34 protein-coding genes are annotated in these 22,878 nt (G+C 63.5%); 32 read left to right on the top strand and 2 right to left on the bottom strand.

The window, feature by feature from the left end:
• Nucleotides 1–90: 90 nt before the first annotated feature.
• Genes FMM02_RS03480 through FMM02_RS03465 form a run of 4 tightly spaced genes read left to right on the top strand, consistent with a single transcriptional unit; the run spans nucleotide 91 to nucleotide 4,497 of the window.
• Complete coding sequence (locus tag FMM02_RS03480) at nucleotides 91–1,380, top strand: pyruvate dehydrogenase complex dihydrolipoamide acetyltransferase (protein WP_147493558.1); 1,290 nt, start codon at nucleotides 91–93, stop codon at nucleotides 1,378–1,380.
• 7 nt (nucleotides 1,381–1,387) lie between these two features.
• Nucleotides 1,388–1,771 carry an acyl-CoA thioesterase gene (locus FMM02_RS03475; RefSeq protein WP_246104813.1) on the top strand — a complete coding sequence of 128 codons (384 nt, stop codon included), beginning with the start codon at nucleotides 1,388–1,390 and terminating at the stop codon, nucleotides 1,769–1,771.
• Nucleotides 1,764–3,179 (top strand): dihydrolipoyl dehydrogenase, encoded by a 1,416-nt coding sequence (lpdA, locus tag FMM02_RS03470; RefSeq protein ID WP_147493557.1) that lies wholly within the window; start codon nucleotides 1,764–1,766, stop codon nucleotides 3,177–3,179. Before FMM02_RS03475 ends, lpdA begins: the two co-directional genes overlap by 8 nt.
• Before the next feature lie 28 nt (nucleotides 3,180–3,207).
• A complete protein-coding gene (locus tag FMM02_RS03465) occupies nucleotides 3,208–4,497 on the top strand; it encodes a metal-dependent hydrolase family protein (RefSeq protein WP_147493556.1) in 1,290 nt (429 codons plus the stop codon).
• Here the strand turns inward: FMM02_RS03465 and FMM02_RS03460 are convergent.
• On the bottom strand, nucleotides 4,494–4,733 hold the full coding sequence (locus FMM02_RS03460; RefSeq protein WP_147493555.1) for a hypothetical protein: 240 nt from the start codon (nucleotides 4,731–4,733) through the stop codon (nucleotides 4,494–4,496). The two genes, FMM02_RS03465 and FMM02_RS03460, sit on opposite strands and share 4 nt — an antisense overlap.
• Nucleotides 4,734–5,015: 282 nt before the next feature.
• Between FMM02_RS03460 and rpsL the strand changes: the two genes are divergently transcribed.
• The 28 genes from rpsL (at nucleotide 5,016) to FMM02_RS03320 (ending at nucleotide 22,340) form a co-directional block, all read left to right on the top strand.
• Nucleotides 5,016–5,387, top strand: a complete 372-nt coding sequence (gene rpsL / locus FMM02_RS03455) for a 30S ribosomal protein S12 (protein ID WP_147493554.1) — start codon at nucleotides 5,016–5,018, stop codon at nucleotides 5,385–5,387.
• Between the two features lie 57 nt (nucleotides 5,388–5,444).
• Nucleotides 5,445–5,915, top strand: coding sequence for a 30S ribosomal protein S7 (rpsG, locus tag FMM02_RS03450; protein ID WP_147493553.1), 471 nt, complete (start codon nucleotides 5,445–5,447; stop codon nucleotides 5,913–5,915).
• 63 nt (nucleotides 5,916–5,978) lie between these two features.
• Nucleotides 5,979–8,072 carry an elongation factor G gene (fusA, locus tag FMM02_RS03445; protein WP_147493552.1) on the top strand — a complete coding sequence of 698 codons (2,094 nt, stop codon included), beginning with the start codon at nucleotides 5,979–5,981 and terminating at the stop codon, nucleotides 8,070–8,072.
• Nucleotides 8,073–8,150: 78 nt separating this feature from the next.
• On the top strand, nucleotides 8,151–9,341 hold the full coding sequence (tuf, locus tag FMM02_RS03440) for an elongation factor Tu (protein ID WP_147493551.1): 1,191 nt from the start codon (nucleotides 8,151–8,153) through the stop codon (nucleotides 9,339–9,341).
• Between the two features lie 170 nt (nucleotides 9,342–9,511).
• Entirely contained in the window at nucleotides 9,512–9,823 is a 312-nt protein-coding gene (gene rpsJ / locus FMM02_RS03435) for a 30S ribosomal protein S10 (protein WP_028969184.1), read from the top strand.
• A 235-nt stretch (nucleotides 9,824–10,058) separates the two neighbouring features.
• Nucleotides 10,059–10,952 (top strand): 50S ribosomal protein L3, encoded by an 894-nt coding sequence (rplC, locus tag FMM02_RS03430; RefSeq protein WP_147493550.1) that lies wholly within the window; start codon nucleotides 10,059–10,061, stop codon nucleotides 10,950–10,952.
• 3 nt (nucleotides 10,953–10,955) lie between these two features.
• The gene (gene rplD / locus FMM02_RS03425; protein ID WP_147493549.1) at nucleotides 10,956–11,585 is read left to right on the top strand and encodes a 50S ribosomal protein L4; all 630 of its coding nucleotides are present in this window, start codon (nucleotides 10,956–10,958) and stop codon (nucleotides 11,583–11,585) included.
• Nucleotides 11,578–11,892 carry a 50S ribosomal protein L23 gene (locus FMM02_RS03420; protein ID WP_147493548.1) on the top strand — a complete coding sequence of 105 codons (315 nt, stop codon included), beginning with the start codon at nucleotides 11,578–11,580 and terminating at the stop codon, nucleotides 11,890–11,892. Before rplD ends, FMM02_RS03420 begins: the two co-directional genes overlap by 8 nt.
• A 5-nt stretch (nucleotides 11,893–11,897) precedes the next feature.
• Nucleotides 11,898–12,734 carry a 50S ribosomal protein L2 gene (gene rplB, locus FMM02_RS03415; protein ID WP_147493547.1) on the top strand — a complete coding sequence of 279 codons (837 nt, stop codon included), beginning with the start codon at nucleotides 11,898–11,900 and terminating at the stop codon, nucleotides 12,732–12,734.
• 5 nt (nucleotides 12,735–12,739) lie between these two features.
• Nucleotides 12,740–13,015, top strand: a complete 276-nt coding sequence (gene rpsS, locus FMM02_RS03410) for a 30S ribosomal protein S19 (protein ID WP_147493546.1) — start codon at nucleotides 12,740–12,742, stop codon at nucleotides 13,013–13,015.
• On the top strand, nucleotides 13,015–13,392 hold the full coding sequence (rplV, locus tag FMM02_RS03405; protein ID WP_147493545.1) for a 50S ribosomal protein L22: 378 nt from the start codon (nucleotides 13,015–13,017) through the stop codon (nucleotides 13,390–13,392). Before rpsS ends, rplV begins: the two co-directional genes overlap by 1 nt.
• Nucleotides 13,392–14,099, top strand: coding sequence for a 30S ribosomal protein S3 (gene rpsC, locus FMM02_RS03400; RefSeq protein WP_147493544.1), 708 nt, complete (start codon nucleotides 13,392–13,394; stop codon nucleotides 14,097–14,099). The genes rplV and rpsC overlap by 1 nt, the downstream gene beginning before the upstream one ends.
• Nucleotides 14,100–14,110: 11 nt before the next feature.
• A complete protein-coding gene (gene rplP, locus FMM02_RS03395) occupies nucleotides 14,111–14,542 on the top strand; it encodes a 50S ribosomal protein L16 (protein ID WP_147493543.1) in 432 nt (143 codons plus the stop codon).
• A gap of 2 nt (nucleotides 14,543–14,544) precedes the next feature.
• Nucleotides 14,545–14,751 (top strand): 50S ribosomal protein L29, encoded by a 207-nt coding sequence (rpmC, locus tag FMM02_RS03390; protein ID WP_147493542.1) that lies wholly within the window; start codon nucleotides 14,545–14,547, stop codon nucleotides 14,749–14,751.
• Nucleotides 14,752–14,764: 13 nt separating this feature from the next.
• Complete coding sequence (gene rpsQ / locus FMM02_RS03385; protein WP_147493541.1) at nucleotides 14,765–15,106, top strand: 30S ribosomal protein S17; 342 nt, start codon at nucleotides 14,765–14,767, stop codon at nucleotides 15,104–15,106.
• Between the two features lie 18 nt (nucleotides 15,107–15,124).
• Nucleotides 15,125–15,493, top strand: a complete 369-nt coding sequence (gene rplN, locus FMM02_RS03380; RefSeq protein ID WP_028969193.1) for a 50S ribosomal protein L14 — start codon at nucleotides 15,125–15,127, stop codon at nucleotides 15,491–15,493.
• Nucleotides 15,493–15,816, top strand: coding sequence for a 50S ribosomal protein L24 (gene rplX, locus FMM02_RS03375; RefSeq protein WP_147493540.1), 324 nt, complete (start codon nucleotides 15,493–15,495; stop codon nucleotides 15,814–15,816). The genes rplN and rplX overlap by 1 nt, the downstream gene beginning before the upstream one ends.
• A complete protein-coding gene (rplE, locus tag FMM02_RS03370) occupies nucleotides 15,809–16,402 on the top strand; it encodes a 50S ribosomal protein L5 (protein ID WP_147493539.1) in 594 nt (197 codons plus the stop codon). Before rplX ends, rplE begins: the two co-directional genes overlap by 8 nt.
• Nucleotides 16,403–16,425: 23 nt before the next feature.
• Nucleotides 16,426–16,731 carry a 30S ribosomal protein S14 gene (gene rpsN, locus FMM02_RS03365; RefSeq protein WP_147493538.1) on the top strand — a complete coding sequence of 102 codons (306 nt, stop codon included), beginning with the start codon at nucleotides 16,426–16,428 and terminating at the stop codon, nucleotides 16,729–16,731.
• A gap of 10 nt (nucleotides 16,732–16,741) precedes the next feature.
• Entirely contained in the window at nucleotides 16,742–17,137 is a 396-nt protein-coding gene (gene rpsH / locus FMM02_RS03360) for a 30S ribosomal protein S8 (RefSeq protein ID WP_147493537.1), read from the top strand.
• A complete protein-coding gene (rplF, locus tag FMM02_RS03355; RefSeq protein WP_147493536.1) occupies nucleotides 17,137–17,673 on the top strand; it encodes a 50S ribosomal protein L6 in 537 nt (178 codons plus the stop codon). The genes rpsH and rplF overlap by 1 nt, the downstream gene beginning before the upstream one ends.
• A 3-nt stretch (nucleotides 17,674–17,676) precedes the next feature.
• The gene (gene rplR, locus FMM02_RS03350) at nucleotides 17,677–18,030 is read left to right on the top strand and encodes a 50S ribosomal protein L18 (protein WP_147493535.1); all 354 of its coding nucleotides are present in this window, start codon (nucleotides 17,677–17,679) and stop codon (nucleotides 18,028–18,030) included.
• Nucleotides 18,031–18,810, top strand: coding sequence for a 30S ribosomal protein S5 (rpsE, locus tag FMM02_RS03345; protein ID WP_147493534.1), 780 nt, complete (start codon nucleotides 18,031–18,033; stop codon nucleotides 18,808–18,810).
• A gap of 5 nt (nucleotides 18,811–18,815) precedes the next feature.
• Complete coding sequence (rpmD, locus tag FMM02_RS03340) at nucleotides 18,816–19,007, top strand: 50S ribosomal protein L30 (RefSeq protein ID WP_147494949.1); 192 nt, start codon at nucleotides 18,816–18,818, stop codon at nucleotides 19,005–19,007.
• Between the two features lie 79 nt (nucleotides 19,008–19,086).
• Nucleotides 19,087–19,611: a 50S ribosomal protein L15 gene (gene rplO, locus FMM02_RS03335; protein WP_187107865.1), complete on the top strand. Its 525-nt coding sequence runs from the start codon at nucleotides 19,087–19,089 to the stop codon at nucleotides 19,609–19,611.
• A gap of 102 nt (nucleotides 19,612–19,713) precedes the next feature.
• A complete protein-coding gene (secY, locus tag FMM02_RS03330) occupies nucleotides 19,714–21,084 on the top strand; it encodes a preprotein translocase subunit SecY (protein ID WP_147493532.1) in 1,371 nt (456 codons plus the stop codon).
• 31 nt (nucleotides 21,085–21,115) lie between these two features.
• A complete protein-coding gene (locus FMM02_RS03325; protein WP_147493531.1) occupies nucleotides 21,116–21,760 on the top strand; it encodes an adenylate kinase in 645 nt (214 codons plus the stop codon).
• 52 nt (nucleotides 21,761–21,812) lie between these two features.
• Nucleotides 21,813–22,340: an SRPBCC family protein gene (locus tag FMM02_RS03320; RefSeq protein ID WP_147493530.1), complete on the top strand. Its 528-nt coding sequence runs from the start codon at nucleotides 21,813–21,815 to the stop codon at nucleotides 22,338–22,340.
• Here FMM02_RS03320 and FMM02_RS03315 read toward each other — a convergent pair.
• Nucleotides 22,337–22,828, bottom strand: coding sequence for a dihydrofolate reductase (locus FMM02_RS03315; protein ID WP_147493529.1), 492 nt, complete (start codon nucleotides 22,826–22,828; stop codon nucleotides 22,337–22,339). The genes FMM02_RS03320 and FMM02_RS03315 overlap by 4 nt on opposite strands.
• Nucleotides 22,829–22,878: the final 50 nt, after the last annotated feature.

Here is a 22,878-nt window from a genome sequence, read left to right as displayed (position 1 = left end):
CGCCGCTGGCAAGCCTAATCCTCGGGCCTTGACCCGCCGGACGCTTTGGCCTTTGTGCCGGACGAAGTCTGATTGAGCCCGAGAGAGTCCATGTCCATCGAACTGAAGATGCCCGCGCTGTCCCCGACCATGGAAGAGGGGACGCTGGCCAAATGGCTGGTCAAGGAAGGCGACACGGTTTCGTCGGGCGACATCCTGGCCGAGATCGAGACCGACAAGGCGACGATGGAATTCGAAGCGGTCGACGAAGGCGTAATTGCCAGGATCCTGGTCGCGGAGGGCAGCGACGGGGTAAAGGTCGGAACCCCAATCGCCATCCTCTCGGAGGATGGCGAAGAGGCGCCAGCTTCCGCTCCAAAGGCGGTAGCTGCACCGCCGCCCAAGGTCGAAGAACCCAAGGTCGAAGCCACTCCGCCAGCCAGGGGCGGGGGCGAGACTCCGGCGGCGCCAGCGGAATCCGCGTCGCCCGTGGCCAGGAAAAACGAGGGCGAGCGGATCAAGGCTTCCCCGCTTGCGCGGCGGCTGGCCGAGGCGCAGGGCATCGATCTGTCGAGCCTCAAGGGTAGCGGACCGGGCGGGCGGATCGTCCGCGCTGACCTTGGGCCCGCCGCGGGCGGTCAGGCATCGGCGCCGTCGGCCGAGCCGGCCCCCGCTGCGACGGCCGCGCCAGCCGCGGTCGAAGCGCTCGATATCCCGCATGAGGCGATCAAGCTTTCCAACATGCGCAAGACCATCGCGCGCCGCCTGACGGAATCGAAGCAGCAGATCCCGCATATTTACCTGACCGTCGATATCCGTCTCGACGCGCTGCTCAAGCTCCGCGGCGAGCTCAACGCGGGCCTTGCCAGCCGCGGCGTCAAGCTGTCGGTCAACGACCTGCTGATCAAGGCTCTGGCGCAAAGCCTCGTCGAAGTGCCCGAATGCAATGTCAGTTTCGCCGGCGACACTTTGATCAAATATAGCCGCGCCGACATTTCGGTCGCGGTGAGCATTCCCAACGGGCTCATCACGCCGATCATCGCCGGCGCCGAGACCAAGAGCGTTTCGGCCATCTCGGCCGAGATGAAGGACCTCGCGGCCCGCGCCAAGGACGGCAAGTTGCAGCCCAATGAATATCAGGGCGGCACCGCCTCGCTCTCCAACATGGGCATGTTCGGGATCAAGCATTTTGAGGCCGTCATCAATCCGCCCCAGGGCATGATCATGGCCATCGGCGCTGGCGAGAAGCGCCCCTATGTGATCGATGATTCGCTGCAGATCGCAACGGTGATGAGCGCCACCGGAAGCTTCGACCACCGCGCCATCGACGGCGCCGACGGAGCGAAATTGATGCAGGCGTTCAAGCAGCTTTGCGAAAACCCGCTAGGCCTGGTGGCCTAAGGTGATCATGGAGCGGGTCCCGGTGATCCGCGTCACCGCCATGCCTGCCGATACCAACCCTTATGGCGGGGTCTTCGGCGGCTGGCTGATGGGCCAGATGGGCCTGGCCTGCGGCAGCTTCGCCTCGCGCCATTCGGGGGGCAAGGCGGTGGTGGTTGCGGCGGACAGGCTGACGTTTACCGGCGCGATGGCAGTCGGTGACGAGCTCAGCATTTTTGTCGACTTGAAACGGCAGGGACGGACGTCGATGACGCTCGAGGCCCATGCCATCGCCCGCGAACGCGACGGCGCGCAGCAGTTCGAAGTGGCGACGGGGGAGTTCACCTTCGTTGCGCTCGACCAGAACGACAAGCCGCGAGAAATTGCGGCAAAAGAGGAAGACCATGGCTGATACTTACGACCTTATCGTCCTCGGTTCTGGACCGGGTGGCTATGTTGCGGCGATCCGCGCTACCCAGCTGGGCCTCAAGACCGCGATCGTCGAGCGGGAGAATCTGGGCGGCATCTGCCTCAACTGGGGCTGCATCCCGACCAAGGCCCTGCTTCGGTCGGGCGAGATGCTTCACCATATGAAACATGCCGAAAGCTTTGGCCTGTCGGCAGCCAGCGTCGGCTTCGACCTCGACAAGGTCGTGCAGCGCAGCCGCGGCGTCGCCGCCCAGCTCAATCGCGGCGTGACCGGCCTGATGAAGAAGAACAAGATCGCGGTGCATATGGGAAGCGGAGTGCTAACCGCGCCGGGGAAGCTGACCGTGACCGACAAGGACGGTAAGAAGACCGACCTTGCCGCCAAGCATATCGTCGTCGCGACCGGCGCCCGCGCCCGAGACCTGCCGTTCGCACCGGCCGACGGGAAACGGATCTGGACCTATCGCCACGCGATGGTTCCTCCGGAGATGCCGAGCGAGTTGCTGGTGATCGGTTCCGGCGCGATCGGGATCGAATTCGCAAGCTTTTACAATGACATGGGCGCCAAGGTGACGGTGGTCGAGATGATGGACCGGATCGTCCCGGTCGAGGATCCGGAAATATCCGCCCATCTCGAAAAGTCGCTGACAAAGCAGGGGATGAAGATCCTGACCGGCGCCGGGGTCGAGGCGTTGAAGGCCGACGCCAAAGGGGTCGCCGCAAAGATTAAGACCAAGGACGGCAAGGTCGAAGAGCAGCGCTTCAGCCATGCCATCGTCGCCATCGGAATCGTTCCCAACACCGAGGAGATCGGGCTTGAGAAGCTGGGCGTGAAGGTCGAGCGCGGTATCATCCAGATCGACGGGCTGTGCCGCACCAATGTTCCCGGTATTTCCGCTATCGGCGACGTCACGCCCGGCCCCTGGCTTGCCCATAAGGCGAGCCATGAAGGTGTTATCGCCGTCGAGGCCATCGCCCAGGCACTCGGCAACAAGGACGTCCACCCGCACGCGATGGACAAGCGCAACATCCCCGGCTGCACCTATTGCCACCCGCAGATCGCCTCGGTCGGCCTGACCGAAGCTGCGGCGAAGGAAGTCGGTCATGAGGTGAGAGTCGGCAAATTCCCGTTCATCGGCAACGGCAAGGCGATCGCGCTGGGCGAAACCGACGGTTTCGTGAAGACCGTGTTCGACGCCAGGACCGGCGAACTGCTGGGCGCGCATATGATCGGCGCCGAAGTCACCGAGTTGATCCACGGCTATACGCTCGGCAAGCAGGCGGAACTGGTGGAGCAGGATTTCATCAACACCGTCTATCCGCATCCGACGCTGAGCGAGATGATGCATGAAAGCGTTCTGGCGGCCTATGGGCGCGTGGTGCACATCTAAGGCCGGGCCTAATGAGTGGGGAGTGTCGATGAGTTCCAAGGTCCAATCCTGCCTCGCCGTGCTGGCGCTAGCCGGCACCACCCCCGCTTCCGCGGCACCGGTCACCATCCATGCCGGGCGGCTGATCGCAATCCCCGGCCAGCCGGCGCGCGGCCCGTCGACGATCATCGTCGACAATGGCCGCATACTATCGATAGCCGACGGCCTCACGCCTGCCGCGCCCGGATCGACGCTGGTCGACCTAACCGCGAAGACGGTGCTCCCCGGCCTCATCGATAGTCATGTGCATCTTGGGACCGATTCCGGCGGCGAGGCGCGGCTGGTCCGGGTCATGCGCCAGGAGCCGGCAATGAACGCGCTAGAGGCGCAGTGGAACGGGATGAAGACGCTTCGCGCGGGCTTCACCACGGTCCGCAACCTCGGTGACGATGGCGGGATCACGCTGGCGCTGCGCGATGCGATCGCGCGCGGCTGGGTGCAGGGGCCACGGATCGTCGATGCCGCCAACTCCATCTCGACCACCGGCGGCCATATGGACGGTCGCGGGTCGCTTAACGACGAACTGGTCGCCCATCTGCCCGATCCCGAACATCTGTGCGACAGCGTCGAAAGCTGCCGCCGGGTCGTCCGCCGCCAGATTGACCGCGGCGCCGACGTCATCAAGTTCGCGACCACCGGCGGGGTCAACAGCGGCACCGGGCTCGCCACCCGCATGTATGACGACGAAGCCAAGGCGCTGGTCGATACCGCCCATGCCTATGGCCGCAAAGTCGCGGTCCACGCCCATGGCGCCGACGGGATCAAGCTGGCGGTCCGGTCGGGCGCGGATTCGATCGAGCATGGCACGGTCATGGACGACGAAATCATCCGCCTGATGAAGCAGCGCGGCACTTTCTACGTCCCGACGCTGTCGACCGTGAACGGCTATCTTGAGCGCCTCGCCAAGGATCCCAATGCCTATGCCGGGGCGGTCAAGCAGCAAATCGATTGGCGGATCGGGGTTACTGGCCAGTCGCTGCAAAAAGCCTATCCGGCCGGCGTCAAGATTGCCTTCGGGACCGATGCCGGCGTGTCGAAACATGGGCGCAACGCCGACGAGTTCGAATTGATGGTCAAGAACGGCATGCCGCCCGCCGAGGCAATCAAGGCGGCGACCGTCAACGCCGCCGAACTGCTTGGCCTGGCCAGGGAGATTGGCACGATCGAGCCGGGCAAGTCAGCGGACATCATCGCCGTAGGCGGCGACCCGCTGAGCGACGTGCGGCTGCTCAAGCAGGTCGATTTCGTGATGGCGCGGGGCGAAGTGATCGTCCGCTAGCCGATCACCCTGACACCTTCGCGCGGCCAGTCATTGTCGACATCGACGCCCTGTTTCGCCCATTCCGCCCGGGTCCAGCAACGCACGGCCTCGACCCGGCTTCCAGTGGCGGGCTCCGCTTTCATGCAATAGCGCGTGGCCGCAGTCCCGGCGGGAGCGGCGCCGTTGCCCGAGCCGGCCGCGGACGGCGCGCCGGCCAGGAGGCTGAATGAAACAAGGGCGATAAGGCTGGTCATGGCATATCTCCTCGATCGGTTCGCGCTGGCGGGTCCCGCCATCTTAATATCAGGCCCCGTCCGCGGCGAGCCACTTTGCGTCGAGGATCCCGGGTCTTGCCGTTGACCGCGAGGCCAAAGCCTCCTAATGGCCCGCTCGTCCGGTTCGCCCGCGATTCTTCGTGGCGATCCAGGGCAAGAGCTGAACATTGCTCAACGACGTGAAGGCCAGGCGGCCCCGCTGCTGCTCGGGCTTCACGCTTTTGCGTTGCGCAAAGTAACCATTTGGAAGGTGAAGGCTTCATGCCGACGATCAACCAGCTGATCCGCAAGGGTCGCGAACCGCAGAAGACCAAGTCCAAGGTCCCTGCGATGGAGCAGAATCCGCAAAAGCGCGGCGTCTGCACCCGTGTCTATACTACTACCCCGAAGAAGCCGAACTCGGCGCTGCGCAAGGTTGCCAAGGTCCGCCTGACCAACCAGCGCGAAGTCATTTCCTATATTCCGGGTGAGGGCCACAACCTGCAGGAGCACTCGGTGGTGCTGATCCGCGGCGGCCGTGTGCGCGACCTTCCGGGCGTGCGTTATCACGTGCTTCGCGGCGTCCTCGACACGCAGGGCGTGAAGGACCGTAGGCAGTCCCGTTCGAAGTACGGCGCCAAGCGCCCGAAATAAGCTGGATCGTCGGCCGCGCCGCCAGTTGCAGGCGCGCCGCTCTGAAAGGAAATTCCCATGTCTCGTCGTCGTCGCCCCGAAAAGCGCGTCATCCTGCCGGACCCCAAGTTCGGCGATATCGTCCTGTCGAAGTTCATGAACAACATCATGCTGGACGGTAAGAAGTCGGTTGCGGAAAGCATCGTCTACACCGCCCTCGACAATGTCGAAGCCCGTCTCAAGAAGGACCCGCTGTCGGTCTTTCACGACGCGCTGAACAATGTGAAGCCGGGCATTGAAGTCCGTAGCCGCCGTGTCGGCGGTGCGACCTATCAGGTGCCGGTCGAAGTCCGCGATGTCCGTGCCCAGGCGCTGGCCATTCGCTGGCTAATCGCCGCTGCCCGTGCGCGCAGCGAGAAGACCATGGCCGGCCGCCTGTCGGGTGAGCTGATGGACGCATCGCAGAACCGCGGCAATGCCGTGAAGAAGCGCGAAGACACGCACCGCATGGCGGAAGCGAACCGCGCCTTCTCGCACTACCGCTGGTAACAATCGTACCTATATTCAGGGGGTTGGGCTCTGCCCGCCCCCTGCAACACTAAGGAATCTGAAATGGCCCGCAGCCATCCGCTCGAACGCTATCGCAACATCGGCATCATGGCCCACATCGATGCCGGCAAGACGACAACTACCGAGCGCATCCTCTATTACACCGGCAAGTCCTACAAGATTGGCGAAGTGCATGAAGGCACCGCCACGATGGATTGGATGGAGCAGGAGCAGGAGCGGGGCATCACCATCACCAGCGCGGCAACGACCTGCGTCTGGCGCGCCGAAGAAGGCAAGGGCGAAGAGCACCGCATCAACATCATCGATACCCCGGGCCACGTCGACTTCACCATCGAGGTCGAACGCTCGCTGCGTGTGCTCGACGGTGCGGTTGCCTGTTTCGACGGCGTTGCCGGCGTCGAGCCGCAGTCGGAAACCGTCTGGCGCCAAGCCGACAAATATGGCGTGCCGCGGATGTGCTTCGTCAACAAGCTCGACCGCACCGGCGCCAACTTCGAATATTGCGTCCAGTCGATCATCGACCGTCTCGGTGCGCGCCCGGCCGTCCTCTATCTGCCGATCGGCATCGAAGGCGGATTCAAGGGCCTCGTCGACCTGGTCGAGAACCGCGCGATCATCTGGCTTGAAGAAAGCCTTGGCGCGAAGTTCGAATATCAGGAAATTCCAGACGATCTGAAGGACAAGGCCGCGGAAGCGCGTACGGCGCTCATCGAACTCGCCGTCGAACAGGACGACGAGGCGATGGAAGCCTATCTGGAAGGCAATGAGCCCGACGTCGCGACGCTCAAGAAGCTGATCCGCAAGGGCACGCTCAACATGGCGTTCGTTCCGGTGGTCTGCGGTTCGGCCTTCAAGAACAAGGGCGTCCAGCCGCTGCTCGACGCGGTGGTCGACTATCTGCCGAGCCCGCTCGACGTTCCGGCGATCAAGGGCATCCTCCCGAACGGCAGCGAAGATTCGCGCGCCTCGGACGATGCGGCTCCCTTCTCGGCGCTGGCGTTCAAAATCATGAACGACCCGTTCGTTGGCACGCTGACCTTTGCGCGCATCTATTCGGGCAAGCTCGAAACCGCGACCCAGGTCACCAACAGCGTCAAGGAAAAGAAGGAAAAGGTTGGCCGCATGCTGCTGATGCATGCGAACGAGCGCGAGGACATCCAGGTGGCCCATGCCGGCGACATCGTCGCTCTGGCCGGCCTCAAGGATACCACCACCGGCGACACGCTGTGCGCGCCGAACGCTCCGATCATCCTCGAGCGCATGGAATTTCCGGATCCGGTCATCGAGCTGTCGGTCGAACCCAAGACCAAGGCCGACCAGGAAAAGATGGGCGTCGCGCTCAATCGCCTGGCGCGTGAAGATCCCTCGTTCCGCGTTTCGACCGATCATGAATCGGGCCAGACGATCATCAAGGGGATGGGCGAGCTCCACCTCGAGATTCTCGTCGACCGCATGAAGCGCGAATTCAAGGTCGAGGCCAATGTCGGCGCGCCGCAGGTGGCCTACCGCGAATATCTCGCCAAGCCGGTCGAGCTGACCTACACCCACAAGAAGCAGTCGGGTGGTTCGGGCCAGTTCGGTGAAATCAAGATCAACGTGATTCCCGGCGAGCGCGGCTCGGGCTTCCAGTTCTTCGACGAGATCAAGGGCGGGAACGTCCCCAAGGAATATATTCCGTCGGTTGAAAAGGGCCTCCGCGAAACCGCCGAGACCGGCTCGCTGATCGGTTTCCCGATCATCGACTTCGAGGTTCACCTGACCGACGGTAAGTACCACGACGTCGACTCGTCGGCGCTGGCGTTCGAAATCTGTGCCCGCGGCGCAATGCGCGAAGTGGCCCAGAAGTCGGGAATCAAGCTGCTTGAGCCGATCATGAAGGTCGAGGTCGTGACCCCCGAAGACTATCTCGGCGACGTCATCGGCGACCTGAACAGCCGCCGTGGCCAGATCCAGGGCACCGACACGCGCGGCAACGCCCAGGCGGTCGAGGCGATGGTCCCGCTGGCGAACATGTTTGGCTATGTGAACCAGCTGCGCTCGTTCACCCAGGGCCGGGCGCAATACTCGATGCAGTTCAGCCATTACGACGAAGTGCCGCAGAACGTGGCCGACGAAGTGAAGGCGAAGCTGGCGTAGTCTGAAAATTGTCGCTAAGGGCGCGCACGCACCGGGCGAGCGCCGCCCAAATTACCTTAAGAGAAGAAGAGGCGTAAAATGGCGAAGGCAAAATTTGAGCGGAACAAGCCGCACTGCAACATCGGCACCATCGGTCACGTCGATCACGGCAAGACCTCGCTGACCGCGGCGATCACCAAGGTTCTGGCGAAGCATGGCGGCGGTGAAGCCGTTGACTTCGCGAACATCGACAAGGCGCCGGAAGAGCGCGAGCGCGGAATCACCATCTCGACCGCCCACGTCGAGTATGAGACCGATGCCCGCCACTACGCCCACGTCGATTGCCCGGGCCACGCCGACTATGTGAAGAACATGATCACCGGCGCCGCTCAGATGGACGGCGCGATCCTCGTGGTTTCGGCCGCTGATGGCCCGATGCCGCAGACCAAGGAGCACATCCTGCTCGCGGCCCAGGTTGGCGTTCCGACCATGGTCGTCTTCCTCAACAAGGTCGACCAGGTTGACGACCCCGAGCTTCTCGAGCTGGTCGAACTGGAAATCCGCGAAGAACTGTCGAAGCGCGGCTTTGACGGCGACAATATTCCGATCGTTAATGGTTCGGCGCTTGCCGTCCTCGAAGATCGCGACGCCAACATCGGCGAAGAGAAGATCCTCGAGCTGATGAAGGCCGTCGACGACTGGATCCCGCAGCCGGAGCGTCCGCTCGACAAGCCGTTCCTGATGCCGATCGAAGACGTGTTCTCGATCTCGGGTCGCGGCACGGTCGTCACCGGCCGCGTCGAAACCGGCGTCGTGAAGGTCGGCGAAGAAGTCGAAATCGTCGGCATCAAGGACACGCAGAAGACCGTCGTGACCGGCGTCGAAATGTTCCGCAAGCTGCTCGACCAGGGCGAAGCCGGCGACAACATCGGCGCGCTGATCCGCGGCATCGGTCGTGAAGACGTCGAGCGTGGCCAGGTACTGGCCAAGCCGGGTTCGGTTACTCCGCACACCGACTTCCAGGCCGAAGTCTACGTCCTGTCGAAGGACGAAGGCGGCCGTCACACGCCGTTCTTCGCCAACTATCGTCCGCAGTTCTACTTCCGGACGACGGACGTGACCGGTGAAATCCAGCTGCCGGAAGGCACCGAGATGGTCATGCCGGGCGACAATGTCTCGCTGGGCGTGAAGCTGATCGCTCCGATCGCGATGGACCAGGGCTTGCGCTTCGCGATTCGCGAAGGCGGCCGGACCGTCGGCGCAGGGGTTGTCGGCACCATCACGAAGTAATATAGGGCGCGGGCCGCGCGATTCTCCGCAACGGAAAAACGCGGCCCGCAACCAGTTTCGCTAAAGCGCGGCGTCGGCCCAAGGGGCCAGTGTCGCGCTTGGCTTTTAATGTAAGGGCAAGGCTTCCATCGGGAAGCGGCGCTCAGGCTCTTTCGCATCGGTAAGTGGACATGGAAACGCAGAACATCCGGATTCGTCTCAAGGCCTTCGATCATCGTGTGCTCGACCAGGCTACCGGGGACATCGCTGATACCGCTCGGCGGACGGGTGCCCTCATTCGCGGTCCCATTCCGCTGCCGACGCGCATCGAGAAGTTTACCGTGAACCGCTCGCCCCACGTCGACAAGAAGTCGCGCGAGCAGTTCGAAGTCCGCACCTACAAGCGTCTTTTGGACATCGTCCAGCCGACGCCGCAGACGGTGGATGCACTAATGAAGCTCGATCTCGCTGCCGGGGTAGACGTAGAGATCAAGCTGGCCTAAAGGGCTGGCACCGCGGCCAGATTCGGCCGTCGGTTCCTCGATTTTCAAGGAACCAAGTCGGCCTTTCGGGGCCGGTAACGGATCAAGGGATACCGCGGAAAACAACCCTCGGGAATTTTCCGGACTGCGTCCCCCGCATCCCGCCTTCTTGGTGGGAATGGCCCAAGCGGGGCACGCATTAATTCATGGGCCGGCACGCCCCTTCCTAAGAGGGGCCTCTGTAGGAGTGTGGATCATGCGCACTGGCGTGATCGCTAAGAAAATGGGAATGACCCGCCTGTTCCAGGCGGACGGGCGCCACGTGCCCGTCACCGTCCTCCAGCTTGAGGAAGTCCAGGTCGTCGGCCGGCGCGAGCAAGATCGCGACGGCTACACCGCTGTTCAGCTCGGCGCTGGCAAGGCGAAGGCGAAGAATGTCGCCAAGCCGCAGCGCGTGGTGTTCGGCAAGGCCGAGGTCGAACCCAAGGCTCGGGTCGTCGAGTTCCGTGTCGCCGAGGATGCGCTCCTCGATGTCGGCGCGACGCTTAGCGCCGATCATTTCATCGCTGGCCAATATGTCGATATCCAGGGCGTGACCCAGGGTAAGGGCTTTGCCGGCGCCATGAAGCGTTGGGGTTTCGGCGGTCTTCGCGCGACCCACGGCGTTTCGGTTGCTCACCGTTCGCACGGTTCGACCGGTAACCGCCAGGATCCCGGCCGCGTCTTCAAGAACAAGAAGATGGCCGGTCACATGGGTGCCCGTAACCGCACTCAGCAGAATCTGCTGGTGGTCGGCACCGATGCTGCTCGCGGGCTGATCTTCGTCAAGGGTTCGGTTCCCGGTCACAAGGGTGGCTGGCTTACCGTCACCGACGCGATCAAGCTGCCGATGAACGAGAATGTGCCTTATCCGGCCAAGCTCATCGAAAAGGGCGAGAAGATCGAAGAGACCCCGATCGGCCTGGTCGATGAAGCGGCGGTCGAAGCGATCCCCACGACGCCCAGCGACGAGGAAGTGAAGGCGATTGCTGCCGAGCAGGAAGCGGGCGCCATCGAAACTGCGGGCGAGGCCAAGGCCGACGCCGGCGAGAACAAGGACTCCGACGCCGCGGGCGACCAGCCGGCAGCCGACGAGAGCAAGGAAGGCTAAGCGATGAAGGTCAAGGTTCAGACCCTCGACGCCAAGGCTGGCGGCGATATCCAGCTCGACGAGGCCGTGTTCGGCGTCGAGCCGCGCGCCGACATCCTGCACCGCGTGGTGACCTGGCAGCTTATCAACCGTCGCGCCCCGGCGCGTGCGGCCCGTGAGCGCTCGGACGTTGCCCGCACCGGCAAGAAGTTCGGCCGCCAGAAGGGTGGCGGTACTGCCCGTCACGGCGATCGTCGTGCCCCGATCTTCATCGGTGGCGGCAAGGCACATGGTCCGCGGGCCCGTGTCTTCACCTCGAGCCTCAATAAGAAGGTTCGGGCGCTCGGGCTGAAGATGGCGCTGTCGGCGAAGGCCCAGGGCGGCCAGCTGATCGTGCTCGACAATCTCGACATGGGCAGCGAGGCCAAGACCAAGGCGTTGTCGGCCAAGCTGAGCAAGCTTGGCTTCGGTAAGTCGGCACTGGTGATCGACGGCGACGCGCTGAATGTCGGTTTCGCTCATGCGTCGGCGAACCTGCAGGGTATCAACCTGATGCCTGCGGTCGGTGCCAACGTCTATGACATCATGCGCCACGAGACGCTGGTCCTGACCCGCGCCGCGGTTGAAAAGCTGGAGGCCCGGTTCAATGGCTAAGAAGCAGGAAGCGGCGGTCGATATCCGCCACTACGACATCGTGCTCGCGCCGCACATCACCGAGAAGTCGACCTTGCTGTCGGAGAACAACTCGGTCGTGTTCAGGGTCGCCGGCACCGCGTCCAAGCCTGAAATCAAGGCGGCCGTCGAAGCGCTGTTCAACGTCAAGGTGACCGGCGTCAACACGATGGTCACCAAGGGCAAGACCAAGCGCTGGAAGGGTGCTCCCTACAAGCGCACGGACGTCAAAAAAGCGATTGTGACGCTGGCCGAAGGCCAGTCGATCGACATCACGAGCGGGATCTAAGGATCATGGCACTCAAGCAATACAAGCCGACGAGCCCGGCCCGCCGTGGCCTGATCCTCGTCGACAAGTCCTCGCTGTGGAAGGGCAAGCCCGTCAAGGCGCTGACCGAAGGTAAGCGCAAGACCGGTGGTCGCAACAACAAGGGCCATGTCACCTCGCGCGGCATCGCCGGCGGTCACAAGCAGAAGTATCGGGTGATCGACTTCAAGCGTCGCACCTGGGACACGGTGGCCACCGTCGAGCGGCTCGAATATGACCCGAACCGGTCGGCGTTCATCGCCCTGCTCACCTATGAGGGCGGCGAACAGGCCTATATCATCGCGCCGCAGCGTCTTGCACCGGGCGACAAGGTCGTTGCCGGCAAGAAGGTCGACGTGAAGCCGGGCAACGCCATGGAAATCGGCCAGATGCCGGTCGGCACCATCGTCCACAATGTGGAGATGAAGCCGGGCAAGGGGGGCCAGATCGCCCGTGCCGCCGGGACCTATGTCCAGGTGGTCGGCCGCGACAAGGGCATGGTGATTGTTCGCCTCAACTCGGGCGAGCAGCGCTATATCCGATCTGACTGCATGGCCACCGTCGGCGCGGTGTCGAACCCCGACAACGCCAACCAGACGCTGGCGAAGGCCGGCCGCAACCGCTGGCTTGGTCGCCGACCGCTGACCCGCGGCGTCGCCAAGAACCCGGTCGACCACCCGCACGGCGGTGGTGAAGGCCGGACTTCGGGCGGTCGTCACCCGGTTACCCCCTGGGGCAAGCCGACCAAGGGTGCCCGCACCCGTCACAACAAGGCAACGGACAAGTTCATCATCCGTAGCCGTCACGCGAAGAAGAAGGGCTAACCGAGATGGCTCGTTCCGTTTGGAAAGGTCCGTTCGTCGAGCTGTCGCTCCTGAAGAAGGCCGAAGAGGCTCAGGAGAAGGGTGGCCGTGCGCCGATCAAGACCTGGTCGCGCCGCTCGACCATTCTGCCGCAGTTCGTTGGCCTGACCTTCAATGTCTACAACGGCCGCAAGTTCGTGCCGGTGTCGGTCAATGAGGACATGGTTGGAATGAAGCTGGGCGAGTTCGCTCCGACCCGCTTCTTCCCCGGCCACGCCGCCGACAAGAAGGGTAAGCGCTAATGTCCAAGCCCAAGTCTCCCCGCAAGGTCGGCGACAAGGAAGCGCTGGCGACCGGGACCATGATCCGTGGTTCCGCCCGCAAGCTCAACCTGGTGGCTGGCCTCATCCGCGGCCGCAAGGTCGAGGAAGCGCTGAACATCCTGAAGTTCTCGCCCAAGGCGATGAGCGAAGATGTCTACAAGGTGCTCGCCTCGGCGGTCGCCAATGCTGAGAACAACCACAACCTCGACGTCGACACGCTTGTCGTCAGCGAGGCGTCGGTTGGCAAGTCGATCACCATGAAGCGTTTCGCCACGCGCGCCCGCGGCCGGTCCACCCGGATCGAAAAGCCGTTCAGCCGTCTGCGTGTCGTCGTGCGTGAGCAGGAAGAAGCCTAATGGGTCAGAAATCGTCCCCCGTCGGCCTGCGTCTCCAGATCAACCGGACCTGGGACAGCCGTTGGTTCGCTGAAGGCCAGGATTATGGCCGGCTGCTGCTGGAGGATCTGAAGATCCGCCAGTTCATCTTCAAGACGCTGCCCCAGGCGGCGATCTCGAAGGTGGTCATCGAGCGCCCGGCCAAGCTGTGCCGCGTGTCGATTTATGCCGCCCGCCCGGGCGTCATCATCGGCAAGAAGGGCTCGGACATCGAGAAGCTGAAGAAGCAGCTGTCGAAGATGACCGGTTCGGAAGTCAGCCTGAACATCGTCGAAATCCGCAAGCCGGAAATCGACGCGCGCCTCGTTGCGCAGGGCGTTGCCGACCAGCTGGAGCGCCGTATTGCGTTCCGCCGGGCCATGAAGCGCGCTGTCCAGTCGGCCCTGCGCCTCGGCGCCGAAGGCATCAGGATAACCTGCGCTGGCCGTCTCGGCGGCGCCGAGATCGCCCGGACCGAATGGTATCGCGAAGGCCGCGTTCCACTGCACACGCTGCGCGGCAATGTCGATTATGCCGAAGCGCAGGCGCACACCGCTTACGGTGTCTGCGGAGTCAAGGTGTGGGTCTTCAAGGGTGAGATCCTGGGTCATGACCCGCTCGCCCAGGACCGGCTGATGATGGAAGCCCAGACGTCGGGCGTTCGCCCCGCGCGTGATGACCGTCGATAAGGAACTAGAAGATGCTGCAACCGAAACGCACCAAGTTCCGTAAGGCCTTCAAGGGCCGGATTCACGGCAACGCCAAGGGTGGCACCGAACTCAACTTCGGCGCCTTCGGGCTCAAGGCCATGGAACCGGAGCGGATTACCGCGCGCCAGATCGAAGCGGCTCGCCGCGCGATCACCCGCCATATCCGCCGCCAGGGCCGTTTGTGGATTCGTATCTTCCCGGACGTGCCCGTGTCGTCGAAGCCCGCCGAAGTCCGCATGGGCTCGGGCAAGGGGTCGCCGGAATTCTGGGTCGCCCGCGTGAAGCCGGGTCGTATTCTGTTCGAGCTGGACGGCGTTCCCGGCCCGCTCGCCAAGACCGCCTTTGAGCGCGCCGCCGAAAAGCTGCCGATCAAGGTCAAGGTCGTCGCCCGCCTGGGTGAAAAGCTGGTTGAGGAAGATTAATCATGGCCAAGAAGGAAAACCTGACGGTCAACACCGACGACCAGCTGGCCACCCAGCTGTCGGACCTGAAGCGCGAGCAGTTCAACCTGCGCTTCCAGTCCGCCACCAACCAGCTCGAGAAGCCGAGCCGGGTACGCGAAGTTCGCCGTACCATTGCCCGGATCAAGACGCTGCAATCCGCTCGCTCGCGCGATGCGGCCAAGGCGTAAGGAGTAGCAAGAGATGCCGAAGCGCGTCCTCACTGGCACCGTGGTGTCGGACAAGGGTGACAAGACGGTGGTGGTTCGTGTCGAACGCCGGGTGAAACACCCGTTGTACGGCAAGATCATCAAGCTGTCGAAGAAGTACCACGCCCACGACGAAGGCAATGCCTTCAAGTCGGGTGAGCAGGTTCGCATTCAAGAATGCGCTCCTGTGTCGAAGTTGAAGAGCTGGACCGTTCTTGATCGCGTCGGCGCCGCCCCTGCGGCCGTCGAGACCGTCGAGACGGATACGGCCGAGAAGCCGGCTAAGGCGACCAAGGGCAAGGCCAAAAAGGCCGAGTCCGCGGCGGCCGAAGCCTAAGGGTAGAAGGGTCGAACAATGATCCAGATGCAGTCCAACCTGGACGTTGCGGACAACAGCGGCGCCAAGCGCGTCCAGTGCATTAAGGTACTGGGCGGGTCGAAGCGGCGCACCGCCGGCGTCGGCGACATCATCGTCGTCAGCGTCAAGGAAGCCGCCCCGCGCGGCCGCGTGAAGAAGGGCGACGTTCACCGTGCGGTGATCGTTCGTACCGCCAAGGACATCCGCCGTCCCGACGGTTCGGTAATCCGCTTCGATTCCAACGCGGCGGTGCTGGTGAACAAGAACGAAGAGCCGATCGGCACCCGTATTTTCGGGCCGGTGGTTCGTGAGCTGCGCGCGAGAAAGCATATGAAGATCATCTCGCTCGCGCCGGAGGTGCTGTGATGTCGGCCGCGAAGATCCGCAAGGGTGATAAGGTCGTGGTCCTGTCGGGCCGCGACAAGGGCAAGACCGGCGATGTGCTGATGTCGATGCCGAAGGACGGCAAGGTCGTCGTTTCGGGCGTCAACATCGCCACCCGCCACCGCAAGCCGACCCAGCTCAACCCGCAGGGCGGTCTCGAGCGCAAGGAAGCGCCGATGCACGTCTCGAAGGTCGCGATCGTCGACCCGAAGGACGGCAAGGCTACGCGCGTCCGGTTCGAGACGTCTGAGGACGGCAAGAAGGTCCGCGTCGCATCGCGGTCCGGGGAGAAGATCGATGGCTGACGCCAAGAAGGACCAGAAGGCGTACGCTCCGCGCCTGCGCAAGGATTATGACGAGCGCATCGTCAAGGCGATGACCGAGAAGTTCGGCTACAAGAACGCTCTTGAAGTGCCGAAGCTCGAGAAGATCGTCATTAACATGGGCGTCGGCGAGGCGACCCAGGACAAGAAGAAGGTCGAGCAGGCCGCGGCCGAGATGGAAAAGATCTCGGGCCAGAAGCCGGTCATAACCAAGGCGAAGAAGTCGATCGCTCAGTTCAAGCTGCGCGAAGGCATGCCGATCGGTTGCAAGGTGACCCTGCGCCGCGAACGCATGTACGAATTCCTCGACCGCCTGGTGACCATCGCCCTGCCGCGCGTCCGCGACTTCCGGGGCCTGAACCCCAAGTCGTTTGACGGCCGTGGCAATTATGCGATGGGCCTCAAGGAGCAGATTGTTTTCCCCGAGATAAACTACGACCAGATCGACAAGGTCCGGGGCATGGACATCATCATCACCACGACCGCGAAGACGGACGAGGAAGCGCGCGAACTGCTGCGTCTCTTCAACTTCCCGTTCCCGGCCGAAGCACAGAAAGAAGCCGCGTAAGCGGCGGGTGGAGAACTTAAGTCATGGCGAAACTGAGTTCCGTGAACAAGAACGAGCGTCGCAAGAAGCTCGTCGCGAAAACCGCGGCGAAGCGTGCGAAGCTCCTCGCAAAGGCGAATGACAAGTCGGTCGATGAAACCGAACGGCTGATCGCTCGCCTCAAGCTGGCGGAGTTGCCGCGTAACGGCAACCCGACCCGTATCCGCAACCGCTGCGAGCTCACGGGTCGCAGCCGCGGCTATTATCGCAAGTTCCGGTTGTCGCGCATCATGCTGCGCGAACTGGGCAACAAGGGCCTGATTCCGGGCCTCACCAAGTCGAGCTGGTAAGGGTCTGACGATGCCAATGACTGATCCTTTGGGTGATATGCTCACCCGCATCCGCAACGGCCAGCAGGCGCGCAAGGATTCGATCCTGACGCCGGCGTCGAAGCTTCGCGCCTATGTGCTCGATGTGCTTCAGCGCGAGGGCTATATCCGCGGCTATTCCGAAGAGCAGCTGGCGGGCCAGAAGGGCCTGCGCATCGAGCTCAAATATTTCGAGGGCCAGCCCGCGATCCAGCACCTGGTTCGCGTGTCGAAGCCGGGGCGCCGGGTCTATTCGGGCTCGAAGGAGCTGCCGCGGGTTCGCAACGGCCTCGGAATCACGATCGTGTCGACGCCTCGCGGCGTTCTGTCGGACGCGGAAGCGCGCGACCAGAATGTCGGCGGCGAAGTGCTGGCGGAGGTATTCTAATGTCCCGCATCGGTAAAAAGCCGGTCTCCACTCCGTCGGGCGTTTCCGCCTCGATCGAGGGACAGACCCTGACGGTGAAAGGCCCCAAGGGCACGCTGTCGATGACGCTGCTCGACGATCTCGTGAAATATGAGATTGCCGAGGGTGAAATCCGCGTCACTCCGCTGATGGACGCGCAGCGCAACCGCGCCGCGTGGGGCATGCAACGCACCAACGTCCAGAACCTGGTCACCGGTGTGACCGAGGGGTTCCAGAAGGTGCTCGAGATCACCGGCGTCGGCTATCGTGCCCAGGCCCAGGGCAAGACCCTGAAGCTGCAGCTCGGCTACAGTCATGACGTGAACTATGCGGTGCCGGAAGGTGTCGAGGTCAAGACCCCGGACAACACCACGGTCGAGATCAGCGGCATCGACAAGCAGAAGGTTGGCCAGGTGGCCGCCGAAATCCGCCGCTGGCGCAAGCCGGAGCCCTACAAGGGCAAGGGCATCAAGTATCGCGGTGAGTATATCTTCCGCAAAGAAGGCAAGAAGAAGTAAGCCATGGCGAAACTGTCTCTCTTCGATCGCCGCCGTCGTCGTGTTCGCACGGCGCTGCGCGCCCGGGCCGCCGGCAAGCCGCGGCTCTCGGTCCACCGTTCGGGCCGCCACATCTATGCCCAGGTCATCGACGATGCCGCCGGCAAGACGCTGGTGTCCGCTTCCACCCTGGAGAAGGATCTCAAGGGCAAGGCTGGCGGGACTCGCGACGGCGCAGCCGAGGTCGGCAAGACCTTGGCCGAGCGCGCCAAGAAGGCGGGCGTCTCCTCGGTCGTCTTCGACCGCGGCGGTTTCCTGTTCCATGGCCGGGTGAAAGCCCTGGCCGATGCCGCCCGCAACGGCGGATTGGAGTTTTAAATGGCTGACGAAACCCAGACCCCGCAGGCGCCCGAAGCTGGCGCTCCTCCGGCGGCGGAAAATCCCCAAGGGACTCCGCAGACGGTTGCAGCGGCCGAAACGGCTCCGGCCGAACGTCCCGAGGGCCGCGGTCCGCGTGGCGGGCGTGGCGGACGCGGTGGCGGCGGTGGCCGTGACAACCGCGGTGGCAACCGTGGCCGGCGTGACGATCGCCGTGGTGGCCGCGGTGGCGACGACGACGGTGGTGAAGAGCTGATCGAAAAGCTGGTTCACATCAACCGCGTCTCGAAGACCGTAAAGGGCGGTAAGCGTTTCGGTTTTGCCGCGCTGGTCGTCGTTGGCGACGGCAAGGGTCGTGCCGGCTTCGGCCATGGCAAGGCTCGCGAAGTCCCGGAGGCCATCTCCAAGGCGACTGCCGCCGCCAAGAAGGCCATGATCCGTGTCCCGCTGCGCGACGGCCGTACGCTGCACCATGACGGCAAGGGCCATTTCGGCGCCGGCAAGGTCGCGGTTCGCGCCGCCCCGGCCGGTACCGGCATCATCGCCGGCGGCCCGATGCGCGCCGTGTTCGAAAGCCTGGGCGTTGCCGACGTGGTGACCAAATCGGTCGGCACCTCCAACCCCTACAACATGATCCGCGCCACCTTCGAGGCGCTCAAGGATCAGACCAGCCCGCGCTCGGTCGCGCAGCGCCGTGGCAAGAAGGTCGCCGACCTTCTCGGCCGTGGAGGCATGGCCGCCGCCGAGGCTGAAGCGACCGCCGAAGCGGTCACGGAGTAACAATGATGGCCCAGGAAAAGACCAAAACCATCAAGATCACCCAGACCGGATCGCCGATCCGCCGTCACAAGACCCAGCGGGCGACCCTGGTCGGCCTGGGCCTCAACAAGATGCATCGCACGGTTGAGGTCGAGGCGACCCCGGAAGTGCTCGGCCAGGTGCGCAAGGTCGCGCACCTCCTCAAGGTCGAAGACTAACCAAACTGTATTGGGGCCGGGCAGCGCATGTTGTCCGGCTTCATGCGCGACAAAAGCGAAAGCGAGTGCAACCATGACCATCAAACTGAACGAACTTCGTGACAACGACGGCGCCCGCAAGGGTCGCGTCCGTGTCGGCCGCGGCATCGGCTCGGGTCTGGGCAAGACCGCCGGTCGCGGCCAGAAGGGCCAGAAGAGCCGCTCGGGCGTCTCCATCAAGGGCTTCGAAGGCGGCCAGATGCCGCTCCACATGCGGCTGCCGAAGCGCGGCTTCAACAACATCTTCGCCAAGGATTTCGCGGAGGTGAACCTCGGCGCGGTCCAGAAGATGATCGACGCCGGCAAGCTCGACGCCAAGAAGATGCTCGACCATGATGCGCTGAAAGCCGCCGGCCTGGCGCGCGGCGGCAAGGACGGCGTCCGGCTTCTCGCCAAGGGCGAACTCAAGACCAAGGCAAGCTTCAAGGTTGCCGGTGCGTCGAAAGGTGCGCTGGATGCGGTCGAAAAGGCTGGGGGTTCGGTCGAGATCGTCGAGCGCAAGGATCCGGCTGCCCTGGCTGCTGCCAAGAAGGGCACCGCCAAGGCTGCTGCGAAGAAGGCTTGAGCCTTCCGTCGCAAGGGGGGTTCGCAACGGCCCTTCAGTGACTATATCGGGCGGCGGGGGGCAGGTGCCCGTCGCCGCCTGACTTTTATCTAGGGATTATCGATGGCATCCGCAGCCGAACAACTGGCCGCCAACATTTCGCTGGCAAGCTTCTCCAAGGCTACCGAACTCAAGAAGCGCCTGTGGTTTACCCTCGGCGCTTTGGTTCTCTTCCGGCTGCTGTCGTTCGTTCCCATTCCGGGCATCGACCCGCGCGCGCTGGCCTCGCTGTTCCAAACCCAGCAGGGCGGCGTCATCGATTTCTTCAACACATTTTCGGGCGGCAGCCTGGAGCGGATGAGCATTATCGCGCTCGGCGTCATGCCCTATATCACCGCCTCGATCGTCGTTCAGCTCGGCGGCTCGCTCTATGAGCCGTGGAAGCAGCTCAAGAAGGAAGGCGAGGTCGGCCGCAAACGGCTCAACCAATATACGCGCTACCTCACCGTGCTGCTGACTACCGTGCAGGGCTATTTCATTGCTGTCGGCCTTGAGGGGCTCGGCGCTTCGCAGGGGATCGGCGCGGTGGTCGAACCCGGCCTCCTGTTCCGGGTTGCGGCGACCGTCAGCCTTGTCGGCGGGACGCTGTTCCTGATGTGGGTCGGCGAACAGATCACTAGTCGCGGTATCGGCAACGGCGTGTCGCTGATCATCATGGCTGGCATCGTCGCCTCGCTTCCGCGCACGCTGGCGCAGCTGTTCGAAGGCGGTCGCAGCGGGACGATGGATCCGCTGCTGGTGTTCGGCATCGTCATCGCGGTTATCGTCCTCGTCCTGTTCATCTGCTTCATGGAGCGTGCGCAGCGCCGCGTCCTGATCCAATATCCCAAGCGCCAGACCGCGCGCGGGATGATGCAGCAGGAGCGCAGTCACCTTCCCTTGAAGATCAACACCGCGGGCGTCATTCCGCCGATCTTCGCCTCGTCGCTGCTGCTGATGCCGCTGACCGTCTTGCAGTTTGCGGGCGGCGGTGCGACCGACACCGATAGCGCCGGCAATGACTTGCTGATCACCATCAGCACCTATTTGCAGCATGGCGCGCCGCTCTATCTCGCGCTCTATGCCGGGGGCATCGCCTTTTTCTGCTTCTTCTACACTGCGGTGCAGTTCAATTCGGAAGAGACGTCGGAGAATCTGAAGCGCCATGGCGGTTTCATTCCCGGGATCCGCCCGGGCAAGGCGACCGAACAATATTTCGACTATCTGCTGAACCGCATCACGGTAATCGGCGCCGCGTATCTGGTCACGATCTGCCTGATCCCGGAAATCGCACTGAGCCAGGCCGGCGTGGCTTTCTACCTAGGCGGGACGAGCTTGTTGATCGTCGTCAACGTGACAATGGATACGGTCAGTCAGATCCAGAGCCACTTGATCGCGCACCAATATGGCGATTTGATCAAGAAGGCGAAGCTGAAGGGCGGACGCCGCCGCTAAGGCTGCGCCTCCAAACGGGGAAAATCTAGGCGTGGACATCATTCTTTTGGGGCCGCCGGGCGCGGGGAAGGGAACCCAGGCCAAGCGGCTGGAGCAGATGCGGGGCATGATCCAGATGTCCACGGGCGACATGCTCCGCGAGGCGGTCGCCAAAGGCACACCCACCGGCCTCAAGGCCAAGGCGGTGATGGAAGCGGGCGAGCTGGTCTCCGACGCGATCGTTTCGGCGCTGATCGGCGAACGGCTGGACAATGCGGCCGAGTTCGGCGCGATTTTCGATGGTTTCCCCCGGACCGGCCACCAGGCCGAAGCTCTTGAGTTCTTGCTTGCCGAGCGCGGCCGCAAGCTCGACCATGTGATTGAACTGGTGGTCGACGAGGAAATGCTGGTCGAGCGCATCACCGGTCGCTTCACCTGCGCCAATTGCGGCGCCGGCTATCACGACCGTTTCCACCGGCCCAAGACGGAAGGCGTGTGCGACATATGCGGTGGCACCGAATTCCGGCGCCGTCCTGACGACAATGAGCAGACCGTGCGCACCCGCATGGCCGAATATCGCGCCAAGACCGCGCCGATCCTGCCCTTGTACGAGCAAAAGGGCCTGGTCCGCCGGATCGACGGCATGGCCAGCGTCGAACAGGTCGCCGCGGCCATCGACGCGATCCTCGACGGCTAGACATTGAAGGGCGTTGCGCCCACCCTTTGGTCCAAGTGGACGGGAGGGGATTATGCGTAACTGGATTGTCGGATTTGCGCTACTCGGTGCGACCCCGGTCGCCGCGGAGGTCGTGAGCGCCGGACCCCATGGGTTCGAGGTACGGCAAAGTGCCAATCTTGTCGTGCCGCAGGCGGATGCCTTCGCCGCCTTCACCCAGGTCGCCGCCTGGTGGCACCCGGATCATAGCTATTCAGGCGACTCCTCGCGCCTGTCGCTCACGCCGCGCGCCGGCGGCTGTTTCTGCGAAAGCCTCGAAAATGGCGGCGGCGTCGAACATCTGCGCGTTACCTATGTCCAGCCCGGCGAGCGCATGGTGCTAACCGGCAGCCTTGGTCCCTTGCTGTTCGAGGGGACGGCTGGCGCAATGGACGTCAAGGTCGAGCGGATCGCGGGCGGATCGCGGATCGTCATGACATATCGCGTCGCCGGCTTCGCCAACGGCAATGGAGAGGCGCTAGCGGGGCCGGTCGACCGGGTCTTGGCGGAACAGATGAAACGGCTCAGGACTTTCGCCGCGGGCGGCGCCCCCAAGCGCTAGGCGCGAACCAGCGTCACGGTCCGCCAGCCGGGAGTGTCGGCGGTCATCATATGATCTTCGCTGGCGATTTCCCGCCACCGTTCGCTGGAGCGCAAGTCGGGCATGCTGACATCGCCATCGACCACAGCGATCACTTCGGTCAGCTCGATCTTGTCGGCGATCGGTTCGAACAGGTCGAAAATCGCCGCTCCGCCGATTACCGAAATCGGCGACTCGCCTGCCAGCGCGATCGCCCCTTCGACGTCATGAGCGACATCGACCCCCTCGACGCTCCATTGGTCATCGCGGGTCATGACGATATGCTGGCGACCGGGAAGAATGCCCGGAAGGCTGTCGAAGGTCTTGCGGCCCATAATCATCGCCGAACCCATGGTCAGCGCCTTGAACCGCTTGAGATCGCCCGGAATATGCCAGGGCAGGTCATTATCCTTGCCGATGACGCCATTGATCGCGCGGGCAAGGACGATGGTGATCGGGGGTCGAACCATGGGCTGTTCCATAGCCTCAGGCGGAACCCGGGGCAAACCGCCCTCGTTCA

This window comes from Sphingomonas xanthus (assembly GCF_007998985.1).
Lineage (GTDB): Bacteria > Pseudomonadota > Alphaproteobacteria > Sphingomonadales > Sphingomonadaceae > Sphingomicrobium > Sphingomicrobium xanthum.
The sequence above is the reverse complement of the archived record's forward strand: the minus strand, read 5'-3'. Positions and strand labels throughout refer to the sequence as shown.

Excerpts from the sequence above, each read along its gene's own strand:
- FMM02_RS03480 (WP_147493558.1), top strand. The coding sequence starts at position 91 with ATGTCCATCGAACTGAAGATGCCCGCGCTGTCCCCGACCATGGAAGAG.
- FMM02_RS03475 (WP_246104813.1), top strand. The coding sequence starts at position 1,388 with ATGGAGCGGGTCCCGGTGATCCGCGTCACCGCCATGCCTGCCGATACC.
- lpdA (WP_147493557.1), top strand. The coding sequence starts at position 1,764 with ATGGCTGATACTTACGACCTTATCGTCCTCGGTTCTGGACCGGGTGGC.
- FMM02_RS03465 (WP_147493556.1), top strand. The coding sequence starts at position 3,208 with ATGAGTTCCAAGGTCCAATCCTGCCTCGCCGTGCTGGCGCTAGCCGGC.
- FMM02_RS03460 (WP_147493555.1), bottom strand. The coding sequence starts at position 4,733 with ATGACCAGCCTTATCGCCCTTGTTTCATTCAGCCTCCTGGCCGGCGCG.
- rpsL (WP_147493554.1), top strand. The coding sequence starts at position 5,016 with ATGCCGACGATCAACCAGCTGATCCGCAAGGGTCGCGAACCGCAGAAG.
- rpsG (WP_147493553.1), top strand. The coding sequence starts at position 5,445 with ATGTCTCGTCGTCGTCGCCCCGAAAAGCGCGTCATCCTGCCGGACCCC.
- fusA (WP_147493552.1), top strand. The coding sequence starts at position 5,979 with ATGGCCCGCAGCCATCCGCTCGAACGCTATCGCAACATCGGCATCATG.
- tuf (WP_147493551.1), top strand. The coding sequence starts at position 8,151 with ATGGCGAAGGCAAAATTTGAGCGGAACAAGCCGCACTGCAACATCGGC.
- rpsJ (WP_028969184.1), top strand. The coding sequence starts at position 9,512 with ATGGAAACGCAGAACATCCGGATTCGTCTCAAGGCCTTCGATCATCGT.
- rplC (WP_147493550.1), top strand. The coding sequence starts at position 10,059 with ATGCGCACTGGCGTGATCGCTAAGAAAATGGGAATGACCCGCCTGTTC.
- rplD (WP_147493549.1), top strand. The coding sequence starts at position 10,956 with ATGAAGGTCAAGGTTCAGACCCTCGACGCCAAGGCTGGCGGCGATATC.
- FMM02_RS03420 (WP_147493548.1), top strand. The coding sequence starts at position 11,578 with ATGGCTAAGAAGCAGGAAGCGGCGGTCGATATCCGCCACTACGACATC.
- rplB (WP_147493547.1), top strand. The coding sequence starts at position 11,898 with ATGGCACTCAAGCAATACAAGCCGACGAGCCCGGCCCGCCGTGGCCTG.
- rpsS (WP_147493546.1), top strand. The coding sequence starts at position 12,740 with ATGGCTCGTTCCGTTTGGAAAGGTCCGTTCGTCGAGCTGTCGCTCCTG.
- rplV (WP_147493545.1), top strand. The coding sequence starts at position 13,015 with ATGTCCAAGCCCAAGTCTCCCCGCAAGGTCGGCGACAAGGAAGCGCTG.
- rpsC (WP_147493544.1), top strand. The coding sequence starts at position 13,392 with ATGGGTCAGAAATCGTCCCCCGTCGGCCTGCGTCTCCAGATCAACCGG.
- rplP (WP_147493543.1), top strand. The coding sequence starts at position 14,111 with ATGCTGCAACCGAAACGCACCAAGTTCCGTAAGGCCTTCAAGGGCCGG.
- rpmC (WP_147493542.1), top strand. The coding sequence starts at position 14,545 with ATGGCCAAGAAGGAAAACCTGACGGTCAACACCGACGACCAGCTGGCC.
- rpsQ (WP_147493541.1), top strand. The coding sequence starts at position 14,765 with ATGCCGAAGCGCGTCCTCACTGGCACCGTGGTGTCGGACAAGGGTGAC.
- rplN (WP_028969193.1), top strand. The coding sequence starts at position 15,125 with ATGATCCAGATGCAGTCCAACCTGGACGTTGCGGACAACAGCGGCGCC.
- rplX (WP_147493540.1), top strand. The coding sequence starts at position 15,493 with ATGTCGGCCGCGAAGATCCGCAAGGGTGATAAGGTCGTGGTCCTGTCG.
- rplE (WP_147493539.1), top strand. The coding sequence starts at position 15,809 with ATGGCTGACGCCAAGAAGGACCAGAAGGCGTACGCTCCGCGCCTGCGC.
- rpsN (WP_147493538.1), top strand. The coding sequence starts at position 16,426 with ATGGCGAAACTGAGTTCCGTGAACAAGAACGAGCGTCGCAAGAAGCTC.
- rpsH (WP_147493537.1), top strand. The coding sequence starts at position 16,742 with ATGCCAATGACTGATCCTTTGGGTGATATGCTCACCCGCATCCGCAAC.
- rplF (WP_147493536.1), top strand. The coding sequence starts at position 17,137 with ATGTCCCGCATCGGTAAAAAGCCGGTCTCCACTCCGTCGGGCGTTTCC.
- rplR (WP_147493535.1), top strand. The coding sequence starts at position 17,677 with ATGGCGAAACTGTCTCTCTTCGATCGCCGCCGTCGTCGTGTTCGCACG.
- rpsE (WP_147493534.1), top strand. The coding sequence starts at position 18,031 with ATGGCTGACGAAACCCAGACCCCGCAGGCGCCCGAAGCTGGCGCTCCT.
- rpmD (WP_147494949.1), top strand. The coding sequence starts at position 18,816 with ATGGCCCAGGAAAAGACCAAAACCATCAAGATCACCCAGACCGGATCG.
- secY (WP_147493532.1), top strand. The coding sequence starts at position 19,714 with ATGGCATCCGCAGCCGAACAACTGGCCGCCAACATTTCGCTGGCAAGC.
- FMM02_RS03320 (WP_147493530.1), top strand. The coding sequence starts at position 21,813 with ATGCGTAACTGGATTGTCGGATTTGCGCTACTCGGTGCGACCCCGGTC.
- FMM02_RS03315 (WP_147493529.1), bottom strand. The coding sequence starts at position 22,828 with ATGGTTCGACCCCCGATCACCATCGTCCTTGCCCGCGCGATCAATGGC.